Below are 13,317 nucleotides of genomic sequence, written 5' to 3' on the forward strand. Positions count from 1 at the left end.
GGCCTCGCCGTCCATCTCCTCGATGCGGACCGGTGGGCTGTCGTCACTCATTGCGAGAGGTAGTACCCTCCTGCCGCGAGCGCCGCGACCAGCACGACCGCCAGTAGCGGGGTTGACGCGCTGGCAGTCGCCGCTGTAGCTCCCGACGAGGACGAGCCGGACCCAGTGGAGTCGGACCCGGACGAGCCGGACTCGCTGACTCGCTTGCCGAACTCGGGAGCGCTCGGCCAAGCGTACGGGTCGACCCACTCGCCCTGAGTCGTCGGTCCTGTGATGGGAGTCCCGTCGAGCGAGACGGTCACGCCGTCCGGTATGTCCGCCTCGACGATGCCGCCCGTGATGCGGTAGGTGTCCGTCCCCGAGCCGATGACTCCGTTGATGGTCCCGTTGTCGTACACGCTATCCTGCTCTCCGCTCTCCAACGACACCGCCGTCTTACCCGCCTGTATGGAGTATTCAGCGGCGTCGAGTCCGCCGGACCCCTCCACAACCAACTGCGCCATCTACTCGGCCCCCTCGTCGCTCTCGTCTCTCTCGCTGCCGGAGACCGCGCGCATTGCGTCGGACTCGTCCATGCCCGGAGGAGGTCGATACGGGAGTTGGGCCGCCATCGCCCTACCGAAGCCCTCGATGCGCTCCATCCCGTAGCGGGTCGGTACACCCATTCCGCCGAAAAAGAATAGCAGACACAGCGCGAGTGTCTGCGCGTCCGGCAAGCTTGGGATTGGGAGGGTCTGCAGCGCGGTCGTCACGCCTGCACCCCCCACAGGACGAGGGCCAGCAGCGCGACAACGACCCCGACGGCCGCCGCGGCACTGACTTCGTCGCTCTGTCCCGGCTCGCTCTGTCCCGGGTCGGTCGGCAGGGAGGCACCGCCGCCACCCGTAGACCCGGTTGGCGGGCTGCTCTCGCGGTCGTCCGGGTCGGGGGCGTTGGGCTGGTCCGTCACCGTCTCCCCCTTGCGCTTGACGATTTGTCCGTCGACGGTAATCCGGGACATCACCGGCGCGTCGATGCTCAGCAAGTCCCCGGAGTAGAGGTAGGCGTCCGTGCCGCCGCCGACCCCTCCGTACATGCTGCCGCCGCTGACGTTGTCTCCGGACGGCAGTTTCTCGGCTGACCCGCTCGCCTCTATCTGGTAGTCTCCTCCTCCGTCGCTGATTGCTAATCGTTTCATGAGATGTTGTGACTGTGAGACTGCGGGACGAGCGGGTTGATGCCGATGAGCGACAGGCCCGAGCCGCCCGGCTCGATGGCAGTAACGGGCTTGTGGTCGACAGATACCCAACTCGTGTACTGTGTCGACCCCGTGGTGGTGCTCCCGTCAGCGTAGTGTATCGTGTAGCTCCGGCTGGTGCCTCCTCCATCAAGCTGCACCTCGTCGAGCCACGTGGGGAGTCCGTGATAGACCGTCGACGCTGATAGGTCCCCCTGCTCGCTCACCGAAATCTGGGGAAACGTGAACCCGTAGGAGATGCGACCCGCAGGCTCTCGACCACCCGCGGACTGCGTCGAGTCGGGCCGCGAGTGGTGGGCGTCGTTGTCGCTGGCGTGACTGCTGAGTGCGGACGCGGCCCCGGTCTGGTCGTCGGTAACACCGTGTGGATTGGAGGAGTCCCCGACGTGCGAGTCAAGCTCGCTCTGCGTCGCTGTCGAGAACCCGAGGTCTCCTTCGCCGACGGGATAGCCCGAGAGCGACGAGAGCGAGATAGCCGACTCGTCGACAGCGAGGTCGTCGTTGCTGTCGGTGGTTAGTGCGTTCCCCAGCGCCAGCGCGAGGGCTTGCGCCGACCGGGTGAGCGGCGCGGTCACCGTCACCGGGTCGTGGTGGTCGGCCTCCGAGACGCCGCTGAGGTTGTCGTGCGAGATGGCTGACTCGTCGACGGCGAGGTCGTCGTTGCTGTCGGTGGTAAGCGCGTTCCCGAGCGCCAGCGCGAGGGCTTGCGCCGACCGGGTGAGCGGCGCGGTCACCGTCACCGGGTCGTGGTGGTCGGCTGGCGCGACGTTTTGGAGCTGGTCGTGAGAGATGTAGCCGGTCGGGTCCCACCGGTCCCCGTCCCAGACCTTCGCCTCGCCCTGTCCGTCGGCTCCGGCGTCGGTGTCGTACCACGATGCTCCTATCTCCGGGTCTGCGGGTTCGGCGGCTTGGATGTAGTCCCAGCCGCCTCCCGCGTTGCTGTTGAGTCCTGCCATGTTAGTCGTCCTCCGTGTCGACCGAGCGAACCGTGCCGACCACCTGCTCCTCGACCATCGACAGGCGTGGGACGACTCCTGTCAGGTGGGAGTTCTCTCCGGTCAGTATCTCACGGTTGCGCTCGCTGCGCCGCTCGTTGGCCTGTACGGACTGCTTGACCGACCGGGCCGCTGCGGCCGTGTACGTCGCTGCGCCGGCCGTAGCGATGGCTGCGGCCTGTACGAGATAGGAGGTTACTGCCTCCATCAGTCGCCCCCTCCCGTGAGATTGGCCCCTATCTCGGCGTAGGGCGCTCCGACGACGAGCAGGAGCAGCAGGACGATAGCTCCGGCCGCGAGCTTGATGTTGGCCCCGCTGCCGGCCCCCAGCGACGGGAGGCCGATACCGCCACCACTCCCACCATCGTTGGAGCCGCCGGGTGGGTCCGGGGTCGCGGTCAGTCCACCGTCGACAGTGACCGTCGAGCGCATGGGGCCGGTGGTCTTGCCGCTGCCGGGGAGGACGACGTTGGCCGACACTTCCACCGGCCCATCGGACTCGGGAGCGGTGAACGTCGCCGTGTACGTCTCGTCCTTGGTACCTACCTCGGTCACCACGTGACAGACCGGCCCGACAGTCCGGGTCTGCCCGTCTGGCCCCTCGAACTCGACCCGTAGTTCGTACCCTGAGCGGCTGCCTCCGTTGCAGAGGTCCGGGTCCCACGGGTTGAGGAGGTAGGCCTTGTTGGACACCTCTGCCTCCACCTCGAACGTCTGCCCCGGGTCGACAGTCTCGGGCGCGTCGACGCGCCGCAAGATGAGTAGCCCGCTCTTGGTCTCTGTCACGGCTGCTCACCCTCGAAGATGATGCCGACACCGTCGCCGGCCGAGTTGGTCTTGATGTAGAGCGGTGCGAGGCTGGTCCCCTCCCACGAGAAGACGTTACCCGGGTCGGTCAGCGGGACGAACTGCGCCGTCTCGTCCCCCAGATACACGTCTCCGCTGTTGCCGGGCAGGTAGACGACGAGGGCCGTCACGCCGTCGGGGATAGTGAGGTCGGGCAGTTGCTCCGCGGCAGTCCCCTCGGTAGTCACCGTCTGGATGGTAGCACCGCCGGGGTTCCCGACGGCGTCCCTGATAGCCTCCTGTTGGGCTTCGTTGGCCGGCGGCTGTCGGTCGCCGTCCCCGTCCTGCACGGTCTGCAACTCGCCGACCTTCGAGCGGGTTTCAAGCCCCATCGGACACCTCCGACACCTCCCAGCCGATAGGCTGCACGCTGTAGTCCTGTGCGGTGGTGTCAGACAGGTTGCGGACGATAACCCGCATCCGGGTTTCGAAGCGCTTGGCGGGGATAAACGTCGGTGACATGTCGTCAATGTCCGTGGGTGGGATGGGTGCGGGTCCGTAGACCTTCTCGCCGTCCATCCACACCTCGTAACTGCTCGCCGGCTGCTTGCTGATAGCGAGGAACGGGATACGGAACTCGGTGACCCGCTGGGTCGGCTCGAACGTCACGGTCAACTGCTGACCGGCATCGAGACGCCGAGAAATCGGGTCGTTGTACCCCACGTCGCCGGGGGCCGGCTCGGGGACGACGGTCACGCTTGACCCCCGTCCTCTCGGAGCTGTCGACGCTGGCGCTCGCGCTCCTCCTCGCTCATCTCCTCGACGGAGGCCTCCACGTTAGGCATCCTGCACCTCCTTGATGCCGACCGCCAGTAGGATGACGAGCAGGACGGAAACCGCGGCGGTCGCCGTCCCTCCGAGGCCGACCGGCTCCCCGAGCGCGCTGAACGACCCGAGCAGTTGGTCGGTCATGGTCTGAGGGGCCTGCGTCTGCCCTCCACCGCTCGACTGCCCGCCGTTGCTCTGCGCGTCGTCGGTGGACTGCCAAGTGGTATCAGTCACATCGCCACCGGCCCACTCGACGGCCTCCTCGTCCGCCTCATCATCGACCGCGTTACTCGGGCTGTCGCCGACGTAGCCCTGCTCTTGGTCGGTTGTGTCGTTGTCGATGGCGGGACCGCTCGGCTGGGCCTCGGTGGTGTCGGTCGTGGTCTCGGTCGAGTCGTCCGCTCCCTCGTTGGTGTCCTCGCCGAAACCGCGGTCGTAGTCGCCGGTAGCCCCGCTGCCGATGGACCACTCGGTCACGCGGACCCCTCCTTGTAGACGGTCTCGTAGACGAGCAGGAGGAACAACACCACGTTGATGAGTTGCGACGCCAGCATGAGGTCGTTGCTGGTAAATCCAGTCTGCTCAACGGTCGCGGTCAGCGGGCCGTTGGTCTCGCTGTTGCTCCCCGACACTGACCCGCCGGTGGTCTCGAAGGTAACGGAGTCCTCGAAGTCATCCGTGTCGGGGGTTGCTCCATCCTCCCATATCGCGCGATAATCGCTCGAAAATTGGGGCATCGAAACCTCCTACGCCTGTCCCATGTCCGACTTGATGGCGGAGGTCAGGCCGGGCACCTCGGCCTCGCCCTCCAGCACGGGGACATGGAGTAGTGCGTTGGTCGGCTCGGTACCGTCGCCGTCGGGGTCGGTCCACCGCACAGTGTACGGCGCGTCGAGGTAGACGGTCACCGTCATGTCGGTGCCGACCCACGGATGCAGCGGCGTCTGTTGGAGAGTCAGATACTCCGGCTGTTCCAGTTGGGGGGAGTCGTGGACCAGCCCGAGGTTCGAAGCGTAGACACGCTGACTGCCGGACGACGACTCCCCGGGGGCCGCCTTGCGGAGTTCGAACGAGGCGGCAGCGCCAGGGATGTAGTAGATGTGGGCCGTGCTGTTGGTCTCGGGGTCGGTGACAGTGATGGTGTCGGCGCTGTCGTCGTTGCGGCTCACCGAGTCCGGGGTGCCGTAGTAGTCGCCGTCGAGCCACACGACGACGGACTGAGTGACCGGCGCGTCAGCGAGGTCGAAGTCGAGCGAGAACTGCTCAGCGTCCCCCGCGCTGCCGTCGGTCGTCTCCTGCTGGTATGCGGGGATGGCGATCTTGAGCGGGTTGTCCCGTCCCTCGCGGAGCAGGTGCGCGGTGTCGACCTGCACCTCTCCGATGATGGACCGCTGGCCCTGCGAGTTGACGGACGTGTCCATGTCGCCGGGGACGATGTGGCCCGGCTGCCGGCTCACTTGGTCGATGCGGTCGGCGAGGTCGGCGTCCATCGTGTTACCTCCGGCTCCGCTGCTCGACGGCGTCCGAGTCGATGTAGACGGACGACTTGGACCAGTCGACCTGTGCGGCGCTGTCACAGAGCAGGAACATCTCGTCGATGTCCCGCACGTCGATGTTCTGGGTCGGGTCACCGCCGTTCGGCGTTGACTCGGGGAACTGAAGGGTGAACTTGGTGGCGTCGATGTTGTCGACGTTTCGCTGCTCGCTGATGGACAGCGTCACGTACTGGTCGATGGACTCGACCACCTCGGAGACCTTCATCATCGTGTCGTGGCCGCTGGGCTTGAGTGCCCAGAACAGCGTCGTGTTGACCGGGAGGGAGTCGCCGTTGCTGTCGCGCAGATCGATGTAGACCGGCATCCCCTGAGTCTCGCCCCGCGCCACCCGGTTCAGGAACCGGATGAACTGCCCGCGGTCAGGGACGATTTCGAGGATGGGGGTCGGGACGGGCGACGCCGGCGCGTTCTGGCTGACGGTGACCGCGTCCGCCGAGCTGCCCTCGGCAGCGTAGAGGTCCAGCCCCATCAGTTACCCCCCGTGAACCGATCTCGGAGAGCTTCGACGACGTGGACGCCGCCGCCGATAGCGACCTTGCGACCCATCCCTCCGTAGACCGCGCCGCCGACCGCGACGGTCGCGCCGTAGGCCTCGTCCGGGAGGTCCTTGCCCATCTTGGTCTCGATACCGTACTTGACCGCTGCCGGTGCGAGGAAGCCGCCGACGACGAGGCCCACGTCCATCACGTAGTCCTCGCTCGCCAGCGTGTCCATGGCATTACTGAAATCCATGCACCACCCAGTAGAGGGTATCAGAGTATCAAAAACCGACAAATTACCCCTGTCAAACCGGGCGGTTCCGGTCGGTCCCCGCGGGTGCCGCGTCAATCCCAGTCTGCCATCAGGTTCCGGACCACCTGCGCGTTTGAGACTGGCATCTGCCGCTCCGCTTCCATCTCATCCTGCACGGTCTCGAATCGTTCCGCATGGTCACCGTAGAGGGTGATGTGTGCCTCTGTCATCGGTAGCTTGGCATCGTGAGGTCGTTGCCCTGACTGCCGTAGTGGGTGCTGTGCATGGTCACGTTGGCCGTGTCGACCCGGTACATCTCTCCGTCGTCGTCGCTGTATATCCACTCACTCCCGACGGTGTGGCCCCTGTTGTCCTTGTGCTTCTGGAGCGACGTAGGACGGTCTCGGCCGTCAGGTAGGAGGTCGTCGGGCAGCCGGGATGGCGACGGGTCGGCCTGCGGGTCGTGCAGGTCGTCGGGATACTCGACCGAGACGCTACCGAGGTCGCCGCCCTTGAATCCCCCGAGCATCCGGGCCTGACACTGGGTTGTGATGGTCTTGTCGATGCGGGCGAGGCGCTGGGTAATCCACATCGAGGAGGTCCCCGCTCCGCGCCCCGTGGTGGCGAGATACTCGAGTGCGTCGGGCAGCGCCTCCCGCTGCGGCACGACGAAGTGAGCCTCGTCCACGACGATAAGCTGGTCTCGGCGAAGCATCCGGGCGGCGGCGGCAACCCGGTCACAGACTGCCCGCCACTCGTCGGGGTTGAGGGACTTGTGCCGCTCCAAGACGAGACGCGGGTTGTCTCTGAGCACGGTCATCCAGTTGTCGGCCGACAGATGGGCCTCTCGCGGGCCGACTATCCAGTGGTCGGCCAGACCGTGCTTGACGAGACCCCGGTACTCGGCGCAGAAGTCGAGCACTGTCAGCCCCTCGTAGTCGTCCACGTTCGCCTCCATCCACGCTTGAGCGTGGTAGCTTTTCCCCCATCCCGACTGTGCCGCGAACAGCAGCGCGGTCACTCCTCGCCCTCCACAGCGGCGAGCCGGACCATCCCTCCTTGCCGGGTCCGCACCGTTTGGGCGTCGCCGTCGGCGAGTGTCTGTAGGTCGCACTCGTCGAGAATGGCGTGGTCGGGGTGGTCACCGTCATCGTGGTCGTCAGGAGTGAGTTGTGATACCACGAGGTCGAGCAGGAGAGCGACGAGCAGCAGCCACGCGACTGCTTCCGCGGTCTGCTGCACGTCGAAGGTCGTTGGGAGAGTCACGCCAGCGCCTCCGTGTTGGCGCGGACGGCCTGCTCGGTCGCCTCGCTCGGCCCGGCCAGCAGGTCCACGAGGGCCTGCCGCCGGGTCCAGTCGACGATGACGGTCTCGAAGCGGTCCAACGACAGCCCCCACTTGCCTTCGACGTGGTGGCCGGCGAGCGTCCGGTCCGAGTGCATCTCGGCCCCCGCCTCGCGGTAGGGCTTCGCCCACTTGCTCATCTGCTGCTCCCACTCGTCGCTCTCCATGCCGACGTACTCGGCGAGTGCCGTGGGGTCGTCGGCTTCGAGGTCGTCCGGCGCGGCCTCGGACAGCCACACTTCTTCGAGCGAGGGGCCGCCGGGTCCGTAGCCGTCGATGAGGTCTAGGACGGCGGCGATGCGCTCCTCTTTGTCGATACGGTGGCGGCCGTCGTCGGCGTCGAGGTCGAGCCGTTCGCGCTGGTCCATCACAGCCTCCCGCTGCTGGCTCTCGATTTCGGCAAGCACCTCGGCCAGCGCCCGGAGCCGGTCGCTCTCGTGGGGGGTTTTGAGTTCCGCCTGTGCCTCTCGCGCTTGTCGCAGTTTATCCATCATCGTCGGTAGTCTCCGTGTTGAGTAGGGTGGTCAGGTCGCTATCCAGTCCGTCGAGTAGGTCGGTCACGATGTCGGTCTCGGTCACGAGAACCACCAGCACGAGGCCGGCAGTACCGATGGCAACGGCCTTCCCCGGCGGGAGGTCGGTCCCCATCCCCGACTGCGCAAGCCACTCGTCTACCGCGTCGTCGAGTTCGACAGGGGGAGAGCGGGCGAGGTCTTCGATGTCCTCAGAGGTTTTGCCCGTCTCTCCGTCGCTTTGGTCGGCGATTTCGCCAAGGAGCAGGGCGAGCGTGTCAACGTACTGGTCGCCCCATGTCGTCCCGGGTACCTCCATCCCCGTGGCCTGCTCGTCGCCGTCCCGCTCGTCGGCTGCCTCGTCGTCTCCGTCGTCCGACCCCTCCGTGTCATCGGCCCCGGCCCCTTGCTCTGCCTCCACCTCGTCGGGGTCGACCCCGAGCGCATCGAGGTCTACGTCAGCCTGCTCGTCGGGGGTCACGTCGGGCGGCCCTTCGTCCGACTCCTCCGGGTCCGGCTCCGGCTCCTCGGGCTGTTCGGTGTCCGCCGTCATGCTCCGGCCCGCCAGCCGTCGCTATCTGTCTCGTCGACGACCTCGCTCTCGACGTGCATCGTCTCCTCGTCGGCTGCCTCGTCGTCCTCGTCGTCGGAGGTCGCCACGACAGCGAGCAGAGCGAGCAGGACGAGACCACCAAGGAGCGGCACCACCGGCACTCCACCACCACCTTGAGCGGTGCTCTCGGTGCTGCTCTCGGTCCCTTGCTGTCCCTCGGTATCCGCTGCTTCAGCGCGCTCGTCTGTGCTCTCTTCGCCCGTGCTACCCGTGACCTGCTGCTCGTACTCCTCAGACTGGTCCATGTCTTGCTGCTCGTTCTCCCCGGTATCCGCTGCTTCAGCGCCCTCTACTGCTGCATCGCCCTGCTCGTCGCCGCCATCGTTTTCGGGAGCGCCCTGACCACCGTCCTCAGCGGTGCTTTCGGCACCCTCGGCGGTGCCGTCGTCGTGCTCGTCGGGCTGGGTCAGCGCGCTCCTGAGGGCTTCCATGTCGTCGTGAGCGGCGTCCGTCTTCGCGTTGATGTGGCGGCGTACCGATTGCTTGCTCTTTGCTCCGTCCGCGTTGTAGTCGCACCCCTCAGCGGGGCAGGTTGGTCCTGTCATGTCTCGGTCTCATTGCTGGGTCCGACCAAGGTCTCGTCCGCTCCGTCGAGTACTGCATCTGGCAGCCCCTCGCGGGGGCCGGTTGTCAGGTCGTGCTGGTGGTCGGAGTGGTCAGCGTGACACTCGACACAGTCGGCGGCCATCTCGCGGGTGAGGTCAAGCAGGTTGGCCTGCTCCGCTTCAAGCCGTTCCATGTGCAGCGGGTCCTGTCCAGCAGCCGCTCGTATCTCGTTGATAGCCCGAGCGGCCTGCTGTGCCTGTTCCCATTCTTCTGCAAGCGTGCTAATTGCCGCTTCTACCGCTTCTACTGCTCCTTTGTATCCGCTCCACGACCGTTTGAGAGCACCTTTTTGCTCGCCGGTGAGCGGGTCTCGGTCGTCGGGATGGGTCGGCTCGGGGCGGGATTCGGGCGCTCGCTCGGCCAGCAGGGCGTCTATCTCGTCCTCGTCGTAGCCGCAGGAGTCAGACAAGAAGTCGCAGGCCTCAGGGTCGCCGTACTGGCAGTGGCCTCGGGCGTGGTCGCACTGGTCGGACTGTGCCCGGCGGGCGGCCCGGCCAGCCTTCTCGGTAGCGCTGTCGTCTCCGTTGCGCTGCCCGCTCTCGCGGCCGGCGCGGGCCATCACTTCGCGGTGCTCGTCGACCGTCAGCGTCCCGTCGTAGTAGCTGGTCCAGTCCTCGACGCCTTCGGCCTGTGCGATGCCCTTCACGCTCTTGGCGTGCATCTCGTTGGCCCGTGGTTGGCTGTAGTCCAGCCGGTCCCGCTCGTCGTCCGAGAGCGGGACTTGTCCGGGACCGTCCGACCGCTCGCCGCGGCCGTCATCGGCATCGAGGCGTTCGGCGTCGAGCACGCTGTCGGGCGTGTCGGACGAGTAAGCGACTGTGAGCAGTCTGCGGTCGTCGTCAGTACACAGATACTCACTGTGTCGGTCTCGGGCGGCGTCAGCCGCGTCTTTGCTCGCGTACTCAATGCGTGTGGTCAATCGATGTGTGCCTCCGACCGACCGGACGCACGTGATAGGTATAATACCTGTTGCTTAGTTAATAATTAACTAAGTAACCAAGACAGGGGAGTGTGGTCTTACCTGTCAGTTAACCTGACAGACTGCGAGCGGTCGCATCGCGCGCAGACATCCCAGAGGCGGCCGACAGCAGCGCGCCGGGTCCACTTGTGGCCCAGCAGCCGGCAGCGGAGCGTGGGGCCGTCGGTCATCGGTCAGTGTCCGGGCTTAGGGAACAGTCGTTACCGCCGTCTGTGGCTGCAACTAAGGTCTGCTGTGCGGTCGCACCGTCGACGAACATCGGGACTTCGTGGGGCTGGTAGCTGAGATACAGCCGCTCCGTTCTGTCCTCGTTGTCCTTCGCTGCCGACCGGTTGTAGGAGCGCTCGACGACAGCGGTAGCGAGGTCTTCGAGACCGTCCGGCGGGTCTCGGTACGAGACCATCCAGTGACCGTCGACGGTCTCCAACTCGCTCACGAAGCGCTCGTGGTCGAAGCGTGGACCACGGTAGTAGTCGTCTTTTGCCTCCGTGTACGGCGGGTCGCAGTAGTACAGCGTCTCGGCGTCCTTGTCGTCGTAGCGGCCGAGAATGTCGCTGTAGTCGAGATTTTCGATAGCAACGCCACGGAACCGGTCTCGTACTTCGATGATACGGTCGGGCATCTGCTGCCAGATGCGCGACTTTTGCGGGCCACGTCGCGGGGTGTCCGTAGCGAAGCCCGCGCGCTGTCCGTACCGACCGGAGAAACTGGCATACCGGAGGTAAACCCACCGAGCGGCGCGTTCTACCACGTCGTCAGGCCAGCCGTCACCGCTTCGGAACTGTCGCGACCACTCGTTGTAGACCGACCGAGAGAACGGGATGTTTCGCACCCGTTCGGCCAGTTCTTCGGGATGCTCGCGACAGGCGCGGAAGAACTCGACGAGGGCCTTGTCTCGGTCGTTGTATATCTCACAGCTCGACCGAGGTTCAGTACCTCACAAAGCATCACCAGTTAGCCTGACCTAAGTCACCTGTTCTGTCGTGATGAGTCGTCGATAGCGGTTGAACAACACTACTCGGAGACGGAGCTGTCGCTGTCGGCGGCGGTCAGCCGCCGACGCGACAGCGTAGCCACTCACAAGGCGGCGATCCTGGTAAGTGACTACCGATGAAACCGGTCGTCAGGTGGCCGGTTTGCGGGGACGGTCCGACGCACCGCGAGGGCCGTCCACGCGGCCCGGCGAACCATATTCACGAACTCCTTGTACGGCCACCACCAGAGGCGACGCCCACCTCGGCGGGGCGTCGCCACGTATTCGTAGTGGAGATACCGCCAGACGTTCTGCAACAGCAGACTCACCACGACGTACATCAGTCTCACCGTTGCGTCTCGTGTCGTTGTCGTCGCTATCGCTTGCTCGGACAAGCGATAGCTCGACTCGATACCGAAGCGTTTCGAGTAGTGGTATCGAGCGTCGCGTGGAGTCTCGATGAACGGCGCGTCAGCGGCGTAGCCGTGACGCGCCACGCCGTTCTCGTCATACCGTCCATTCAGGTACGTACAGTCGATGTAGACGGGAAACTCGACGGTCCAGCTATGACCGTCGAGTTTCCCTGTCAGGTCGTGTTGAATGACGCGGCTCCAGCCTTCCGAGAGTTCCTGCTGAATCGCCTCACCCCACCGGATGATCGGGACCACGTAGGCGTAGTTATGCGCCTGAAGCAGCGTGAGACACTTGCTGTCGTAGAATCCGCGATCGAGGTAGACGGCCTTGACCTCGGTGTCAAGGCCGTCAAGCACACCGAGGAACTCAGCGAGGACGCTGCTGGCGGTGTCGCCGTCTTCGAGACGGCGCACCGCCAGCGTGTAGCGTTTGTTCTTCACACGCGCGTAGAGTGTCGCGTACGCGTGGAACGCGGTGGTTCCCCGCTTCGCTTCCGAGTGGTAGAGGCCGTCTGTGTCGGCTTCGTCACCGTAGTAGGGCCGCAGGTGGAGGTCTGCGCAGACCTCCACCTGCTCGGGGAGCAGTTCGACGACATCCTGCCGAAGGAGTGTGTTAGCGACTCGTTCGAGCCGTTCCGGCTCGAACTTCGTCCGCAGGTGGTAGAGGATCGTGTTCGCCGATGGCGAGTCTTCACTGGAGTTGCACAGCGTGGAGATCGAGGTCCCGTCGGCGGTCGCGCCGACGAGGACCTCGTAGATGTCCTCGGGATCGATTTCAGCGTTATTCGCCAGGGTGAGAGAAACTTCCTCGTCAAGCCGGTTGACGAGGAAGTTAAGAAGTTGGTCTTCGTGGATTTCACTGTCCGCTTGCTTTGCTTGCTTGGACACAACTCAGCAAGCGGACTCCTTCAACTTGCGAGCTTTGTGAGGTACTGAGGTTTGTTCAGCAGGACACCAGCAGCGCCGCCGAACGGAACGACGAAGTTTTCGTGGGCGCGGAGGTGCTCGACGACCCACGGCGCAAGGTAGGTTTTCGAGCCGATGTACGGGAACGCCGAGAACGTCGACGTTCGGTCAGTACTGCCTGAGGACTGACCACTCATCGCGGGTCACCTCCCCAGTCGCGGGCGTCTCGGCGGGTCAGGTGCGTCTGCTGTAGGTCGGTGATTGTGCCCACCTCTCGCCGGCGGTCGTCGTCCTCGATGCTGGCGAGCAGGTCGTCCCGCATCGTCTGCTCAGTCATCGGCGACGGCACCCCCGTATCCCTGTTGGCGCGAGAACGGGCGGACGTGGACGGCCACGTAGTCGCTGGGGGGAAGGTCGCTCTGTAGGTGGACGTACCCACGCTGTTGGAGCCGGTAGAGGAGTCGGTGAGCTTCGCTCTGGTCGATGTTGTCGACAGACTGCGCGAGTGCCCGTTTCGCGGTTTCGCCGCGAACGATACCGTTCGGGGTTCGCTTCTCGCACAGCGTCCTGTAGGCCACGGCGAGGTCCCGGTTGTCGGGGTCATCGTAGGGGTCGGGACCGCCGTCAGTCTCGGGTTCGTTAACGCACCGACGGACGTAGTCTTCGAGGTCGGCGCTCATGTTGTCGACCTGCTCCTTGTACTGCTCCTTCAGGTGGCTGCTGAGGCGGAACGTGATTTTGTCGTCGCCGCTCTCCTCGTGGAGTTGGCTGCCCCCGGTCATGTCTGACTAGACACCTCCGCGTAAGACGGCAACGAATCGCCACATGGCGCGGCGA

Annotated in this window: 25 protein-coding genes; all 25 read right to left on the reverse strand. The window is 65.3% G+C overall.

Annotated features, from left to right (window positions below; all coding sequences use genetic code 11):
- Nucleotides 1-47 precede the first annotated feature (47 nt).
- The gene (locus ACV7JO_RS11760) at nt 48-503 is read right to left on the reverse strand and encodes a hypothetical protein (protein ID WP_470353605.1); all 456 of its coding nucleotides are present in this window, start codon (nt 501-503) and stop codon (nt 48-50) included.
- Entirely contained in the window at nt 504-665 is a 162-nt protein-coding gene (locus tag ACV7JO_RS11765; protein WP_470353606.1) for a hypothetical protein, read from the reverse strand.
- 83 nt (nt 666-748) lie between these two features.
- Entirely contained in the window at nt 749-1,177 is a 429-nt protein-coding gene (locus tag ACV7JO_RS11770) for a hypothetical protein (RefSeq protein WP_470353607.1), read from the reverse strand.
- The gene (locus ACV7JO_RS11775) at nt 1,174-2,193 is read right to left on the reverse strand and encodes a hypothetical protein (RefSeq protein ID WP_470353608.1); all 1,020 of its coding nucleotides are present in this window, start codon (nt 2,191-2,193) and stop codon (nt 1,174-1,176) included. The genes ACV7JO_RS11770 and ACV7JO_RS11775 overlap by 4 nt, the downstream gene beginning before the upstream one ends.
- Before the next feature lies 1 nt (nt 2,194).
- The gene (locus ACV7JO_RS11780) at nt 2,195-2,440 is read right to left on the reverse strand and encodes a hypothetical protein (protein WP_470353609.1); all 246 of its coding nucleotides are present in this window, start codon (nt 2,438-2,440) and stop codon (nt 2,195-2,197) included.
- Nucleotides 2,440-3,018 (reverse strand): hypothetical protein, encoded by a 579-nt coding sequence (locus ACV7JO_RS11785; protein ID WP_470353610.1) that lies wholly within the window; start codon nt 3,016-3,018, stop codon nt 2,440-2,442. Before ACV7JO_RS11785 ends, ACV7JO_RS11780 begins: the two co-directional genes overlap by 1 nt.
- Nucleotides 3,015-3,410: a hypothetical protein gene (locus ACV7JO_RS11790; RefSeq protein ID WP_470353611.1), complete on the reverse strand. Its 396-nt coding sequence runs from the start codon at nt 3,408-3,410 to the stop codon at nt 3,015-3,017. Before ACV7JO_RS11790 ends, ACV7JO_RS11785 begins: the two co-directional genes overlap by 4 nt.
- Nucleotides 3,400-3,774 carry a hypothetical protein gene (locus ACV7JO_RS11795; protein WP_470353612.1) on the reverse strand — a complete coding sequence of 125 codons (375 nt, stop codon included), beginning with the start codon at nt 3,772-3,774 and terminating at the stop codon, nt 3,400-3,402. The genes ACV7JO_RS11790 and ACV7JO_RS11795 overlap by 11 nt, the downstream gene beginning before the upstream one ends.
- 81 nt (nt 3,775-3,855) lie before the next feature.
- Nucleotides 3,856-4,323 (reverse strand): hypothetical protein, encoded by a 468-nt coding sequence (locus ACV7JO_RS11800; RefSeq protein ID WP_470353613.1) that lies wholly within the window; start codon nt 4,321-4,323, stop codon nt 3,856-3,858.
- Nucleotides 4,320-4,583, reverse strand: coding sequence for a hypothetical protein (locus ACV7JO_RS11805; RefSeq protein ID WP_470353614.1), 264 nt, complete (start codon nt 4,581-4,583; stop codon nt 4,320-4,322). Before ACV7JO_RS11805 ends, ACV7JO_RS11800 begins: the two co-directional genes overlap by 4 nt.
- 9 nt (nt 4,584-4,592) lie before the next feature.
- On the reverse strand, nt 4,593-5,336 hold the full coding sequence (locus tag ACV7JO_RS11810; protein ID WP_470353615.1) for a hypothetical protein: 744 nt from the start codon (nt 5,334-5,336) through the stop codon (nt 4,593-4,595).
- A 4-nt stretch (nt 5,337-5,340) separates the two neighbouring features.
- Nucleotides 5,341-5,871: a hypothetical protein gene (locus ACV7JO_RS11815; protein WP_470353616.1), complete on the reverse strand. Its 531-nt coding sequence runs from the start codon at nt 5,869-5,871 to the stop codon at nt 5,341-5,343.
- Entirely contained in the window at nt 5,871-6,134 is a 264-nt protein-coding gene (locus ACV7JO_RS11820; RefSeq protein WP_470353617.1) for a hypothetical protein, read from the reverse strand. Before ACV7JO_RS11820 ends, ACV7JO_RS11815 begins: the two co-directional genes overlap by 1 nt.
- Before the next feature lie 226 nt (nt 6,135-6,360).
- Nucleotides 6,361-7,155, reverse strand: a complete 795-nt coding sequence (locus ACV7JO_RS11825) for an ATP-binding protein (RefSeq protein WP_470353618.1) — start codon at nt 7,153-7,155, stop codon at nt 6,361-6,363.
- Nucleotides 7,152-7,400: a hypothetical protein gene (locus tag ACV7JO_RS11830; RefSeq protein WP_470353619.1), complete on the reverse strand. Its 249-nt coding sequence runs from the start codon at nt 7,398-7,400 to the stop codon at nt 7,152-7,154. Before ACV7JO_RS11830 ends, ACV7JO_RS11825 begins: the two co-directional genes overlap by 4 nt.
- Nucleotides 7,397-7,972, reverse strand: a complete 576-nt coding sequence (locus ACV7JO_RS11835) for a hypothetical protein (RefSeq protein WP_470353620.1) — start codon at nt 7,970-7,972, stop codon at nt 7,397-7,399. The genes ACV7JO_RS11830 and ACV7JO_RS11835 overlap by 4 nt, the downstream gene beginning before the upstream one ends.
- Nucleotides 7,962-8,543 (reverse strand): hypothetical protein, encoded by a 582-nt coding sequence (locus ACV7JO_RS11840; RefSeq protein ID WP_470353621.1) that lies wholly within the window; start codon nt 8,541-8,543, stop codon nt 7,962-7,964. Before ACV7JO_RS11840 ends, ACV7JO_RS11835 begins: the two co-directional genes overlap by 11 nt.
- Complete coding sequence (locus ACV7JO_RS11845) at nt 8,540-9,148, reverse strand: hypothetical protein (protein WP_470353622.1); 609 nt, start codon at nt 9,146-9,148, stop codon at nt 8,540-8,542. The genes ACV7JO_RS11840 and ACV7JO_RS11845 overlap by 4 nt, the downstream gene beginning before the upstream one ends.
- The gene (locus ACV7JO_RS11850) at nt 9,145-10,128 is read right to left on the reverse strand and encodes a hypothetical protein (protein ID WP_470353623.1); all 984 of its coding nucleotides are present in this window, start codon (nt 10,126-10,128) and stop codon (nt 9,145-9,147) included. Before ACV7JO_RS11850 ends, ACV7JO_RS11845 begins: the two co-directional genes overlap by 4 nt.
- A 98-nt stretch (nt 10,129-10,226) precedes the next feature.
- A complete protein-coding gene (locus ACV7JO_RS11855; RefSeq protein ID WP_470353624.1) occupies nt 10,227-10,358 on the reverse strand; it encodes a DUF1660 family phage protein in 132 nt (43 codons plus the stop codon).
- Nucleotides 10,355-11,098 carry a DNA adenine methylase gene (locus ACV7JO_RS11860; RefSeq protein ID WP_470355776.1) on the reverse strand — a complete coding sequence of 248 codons (744 nt, stop codon included), beginning with the start codon at nt 11,096-11,098 and terminating at the stop codon, nt 10,355-10,357. Before ACV7JO_RS11860 ends, ACV7JO_RS11855 begins: the two co-directional genes overlap by 4 nt.
- A 194-nt stretch (nt 11,099-11,292) precedes the next feature.
- The gene (locus ACV7JO_RS11865) at nt 11,293-12,462 is read right to left on the reverse strand and encodes an ISH3 family transposase (protein WP_470353625.1); all 1,170 of its coding nucleotides are present in this window, start codon (nt 12,460-12,462) and stop codon (nt 11,293-11,295) included.
- 20 nt (nt 12,463-12,482) lie between these two features.
- Nucleotides 12,483-12,677: a hypothetical protein gene (locus ACV7JO_RS11870; protein WP_470353626.1), complete on the reverse strand. Its 195-nt coding sequence runs from the start codon at nt 12,675-12,677 to the stop codon at nt 12,483-12,485.
- Nucleotides 12,674-12,817: a hypothetical protein gene (locus tag ACV7JO_RS11875; RefSeq protein WP_470353627.1), complete on the reverse strand. Its 144-nt coding sequence runs from the start codon at nt 12,815-12,817 to the stop codon at nt 12,674-12,676. The genes ACV7JO_RS11870 and ACV7JO_RS11875 overlap by 4 nt, the downstream gene beginning before the upstream one ends.
- Entirely contained in the window at nt 12,810-13,262 is a 453-nt protein-coding gene (locus ACV7JO_RS11880) for a hypothetical protein (RefSeq protein WP_470353628.1), read from the reverse strand. Before ACV7JO_RS11880 ends, ACV7JO_RS11875 begins: the two co-directional genes overlap by 8 nt.
- Between the last annotated feature and the right edge of the window lie 55 nt (nt 13,263-13,317).

This window comes from Haloarcula sp. MBLA0138 (assembly GCF_055632455.1).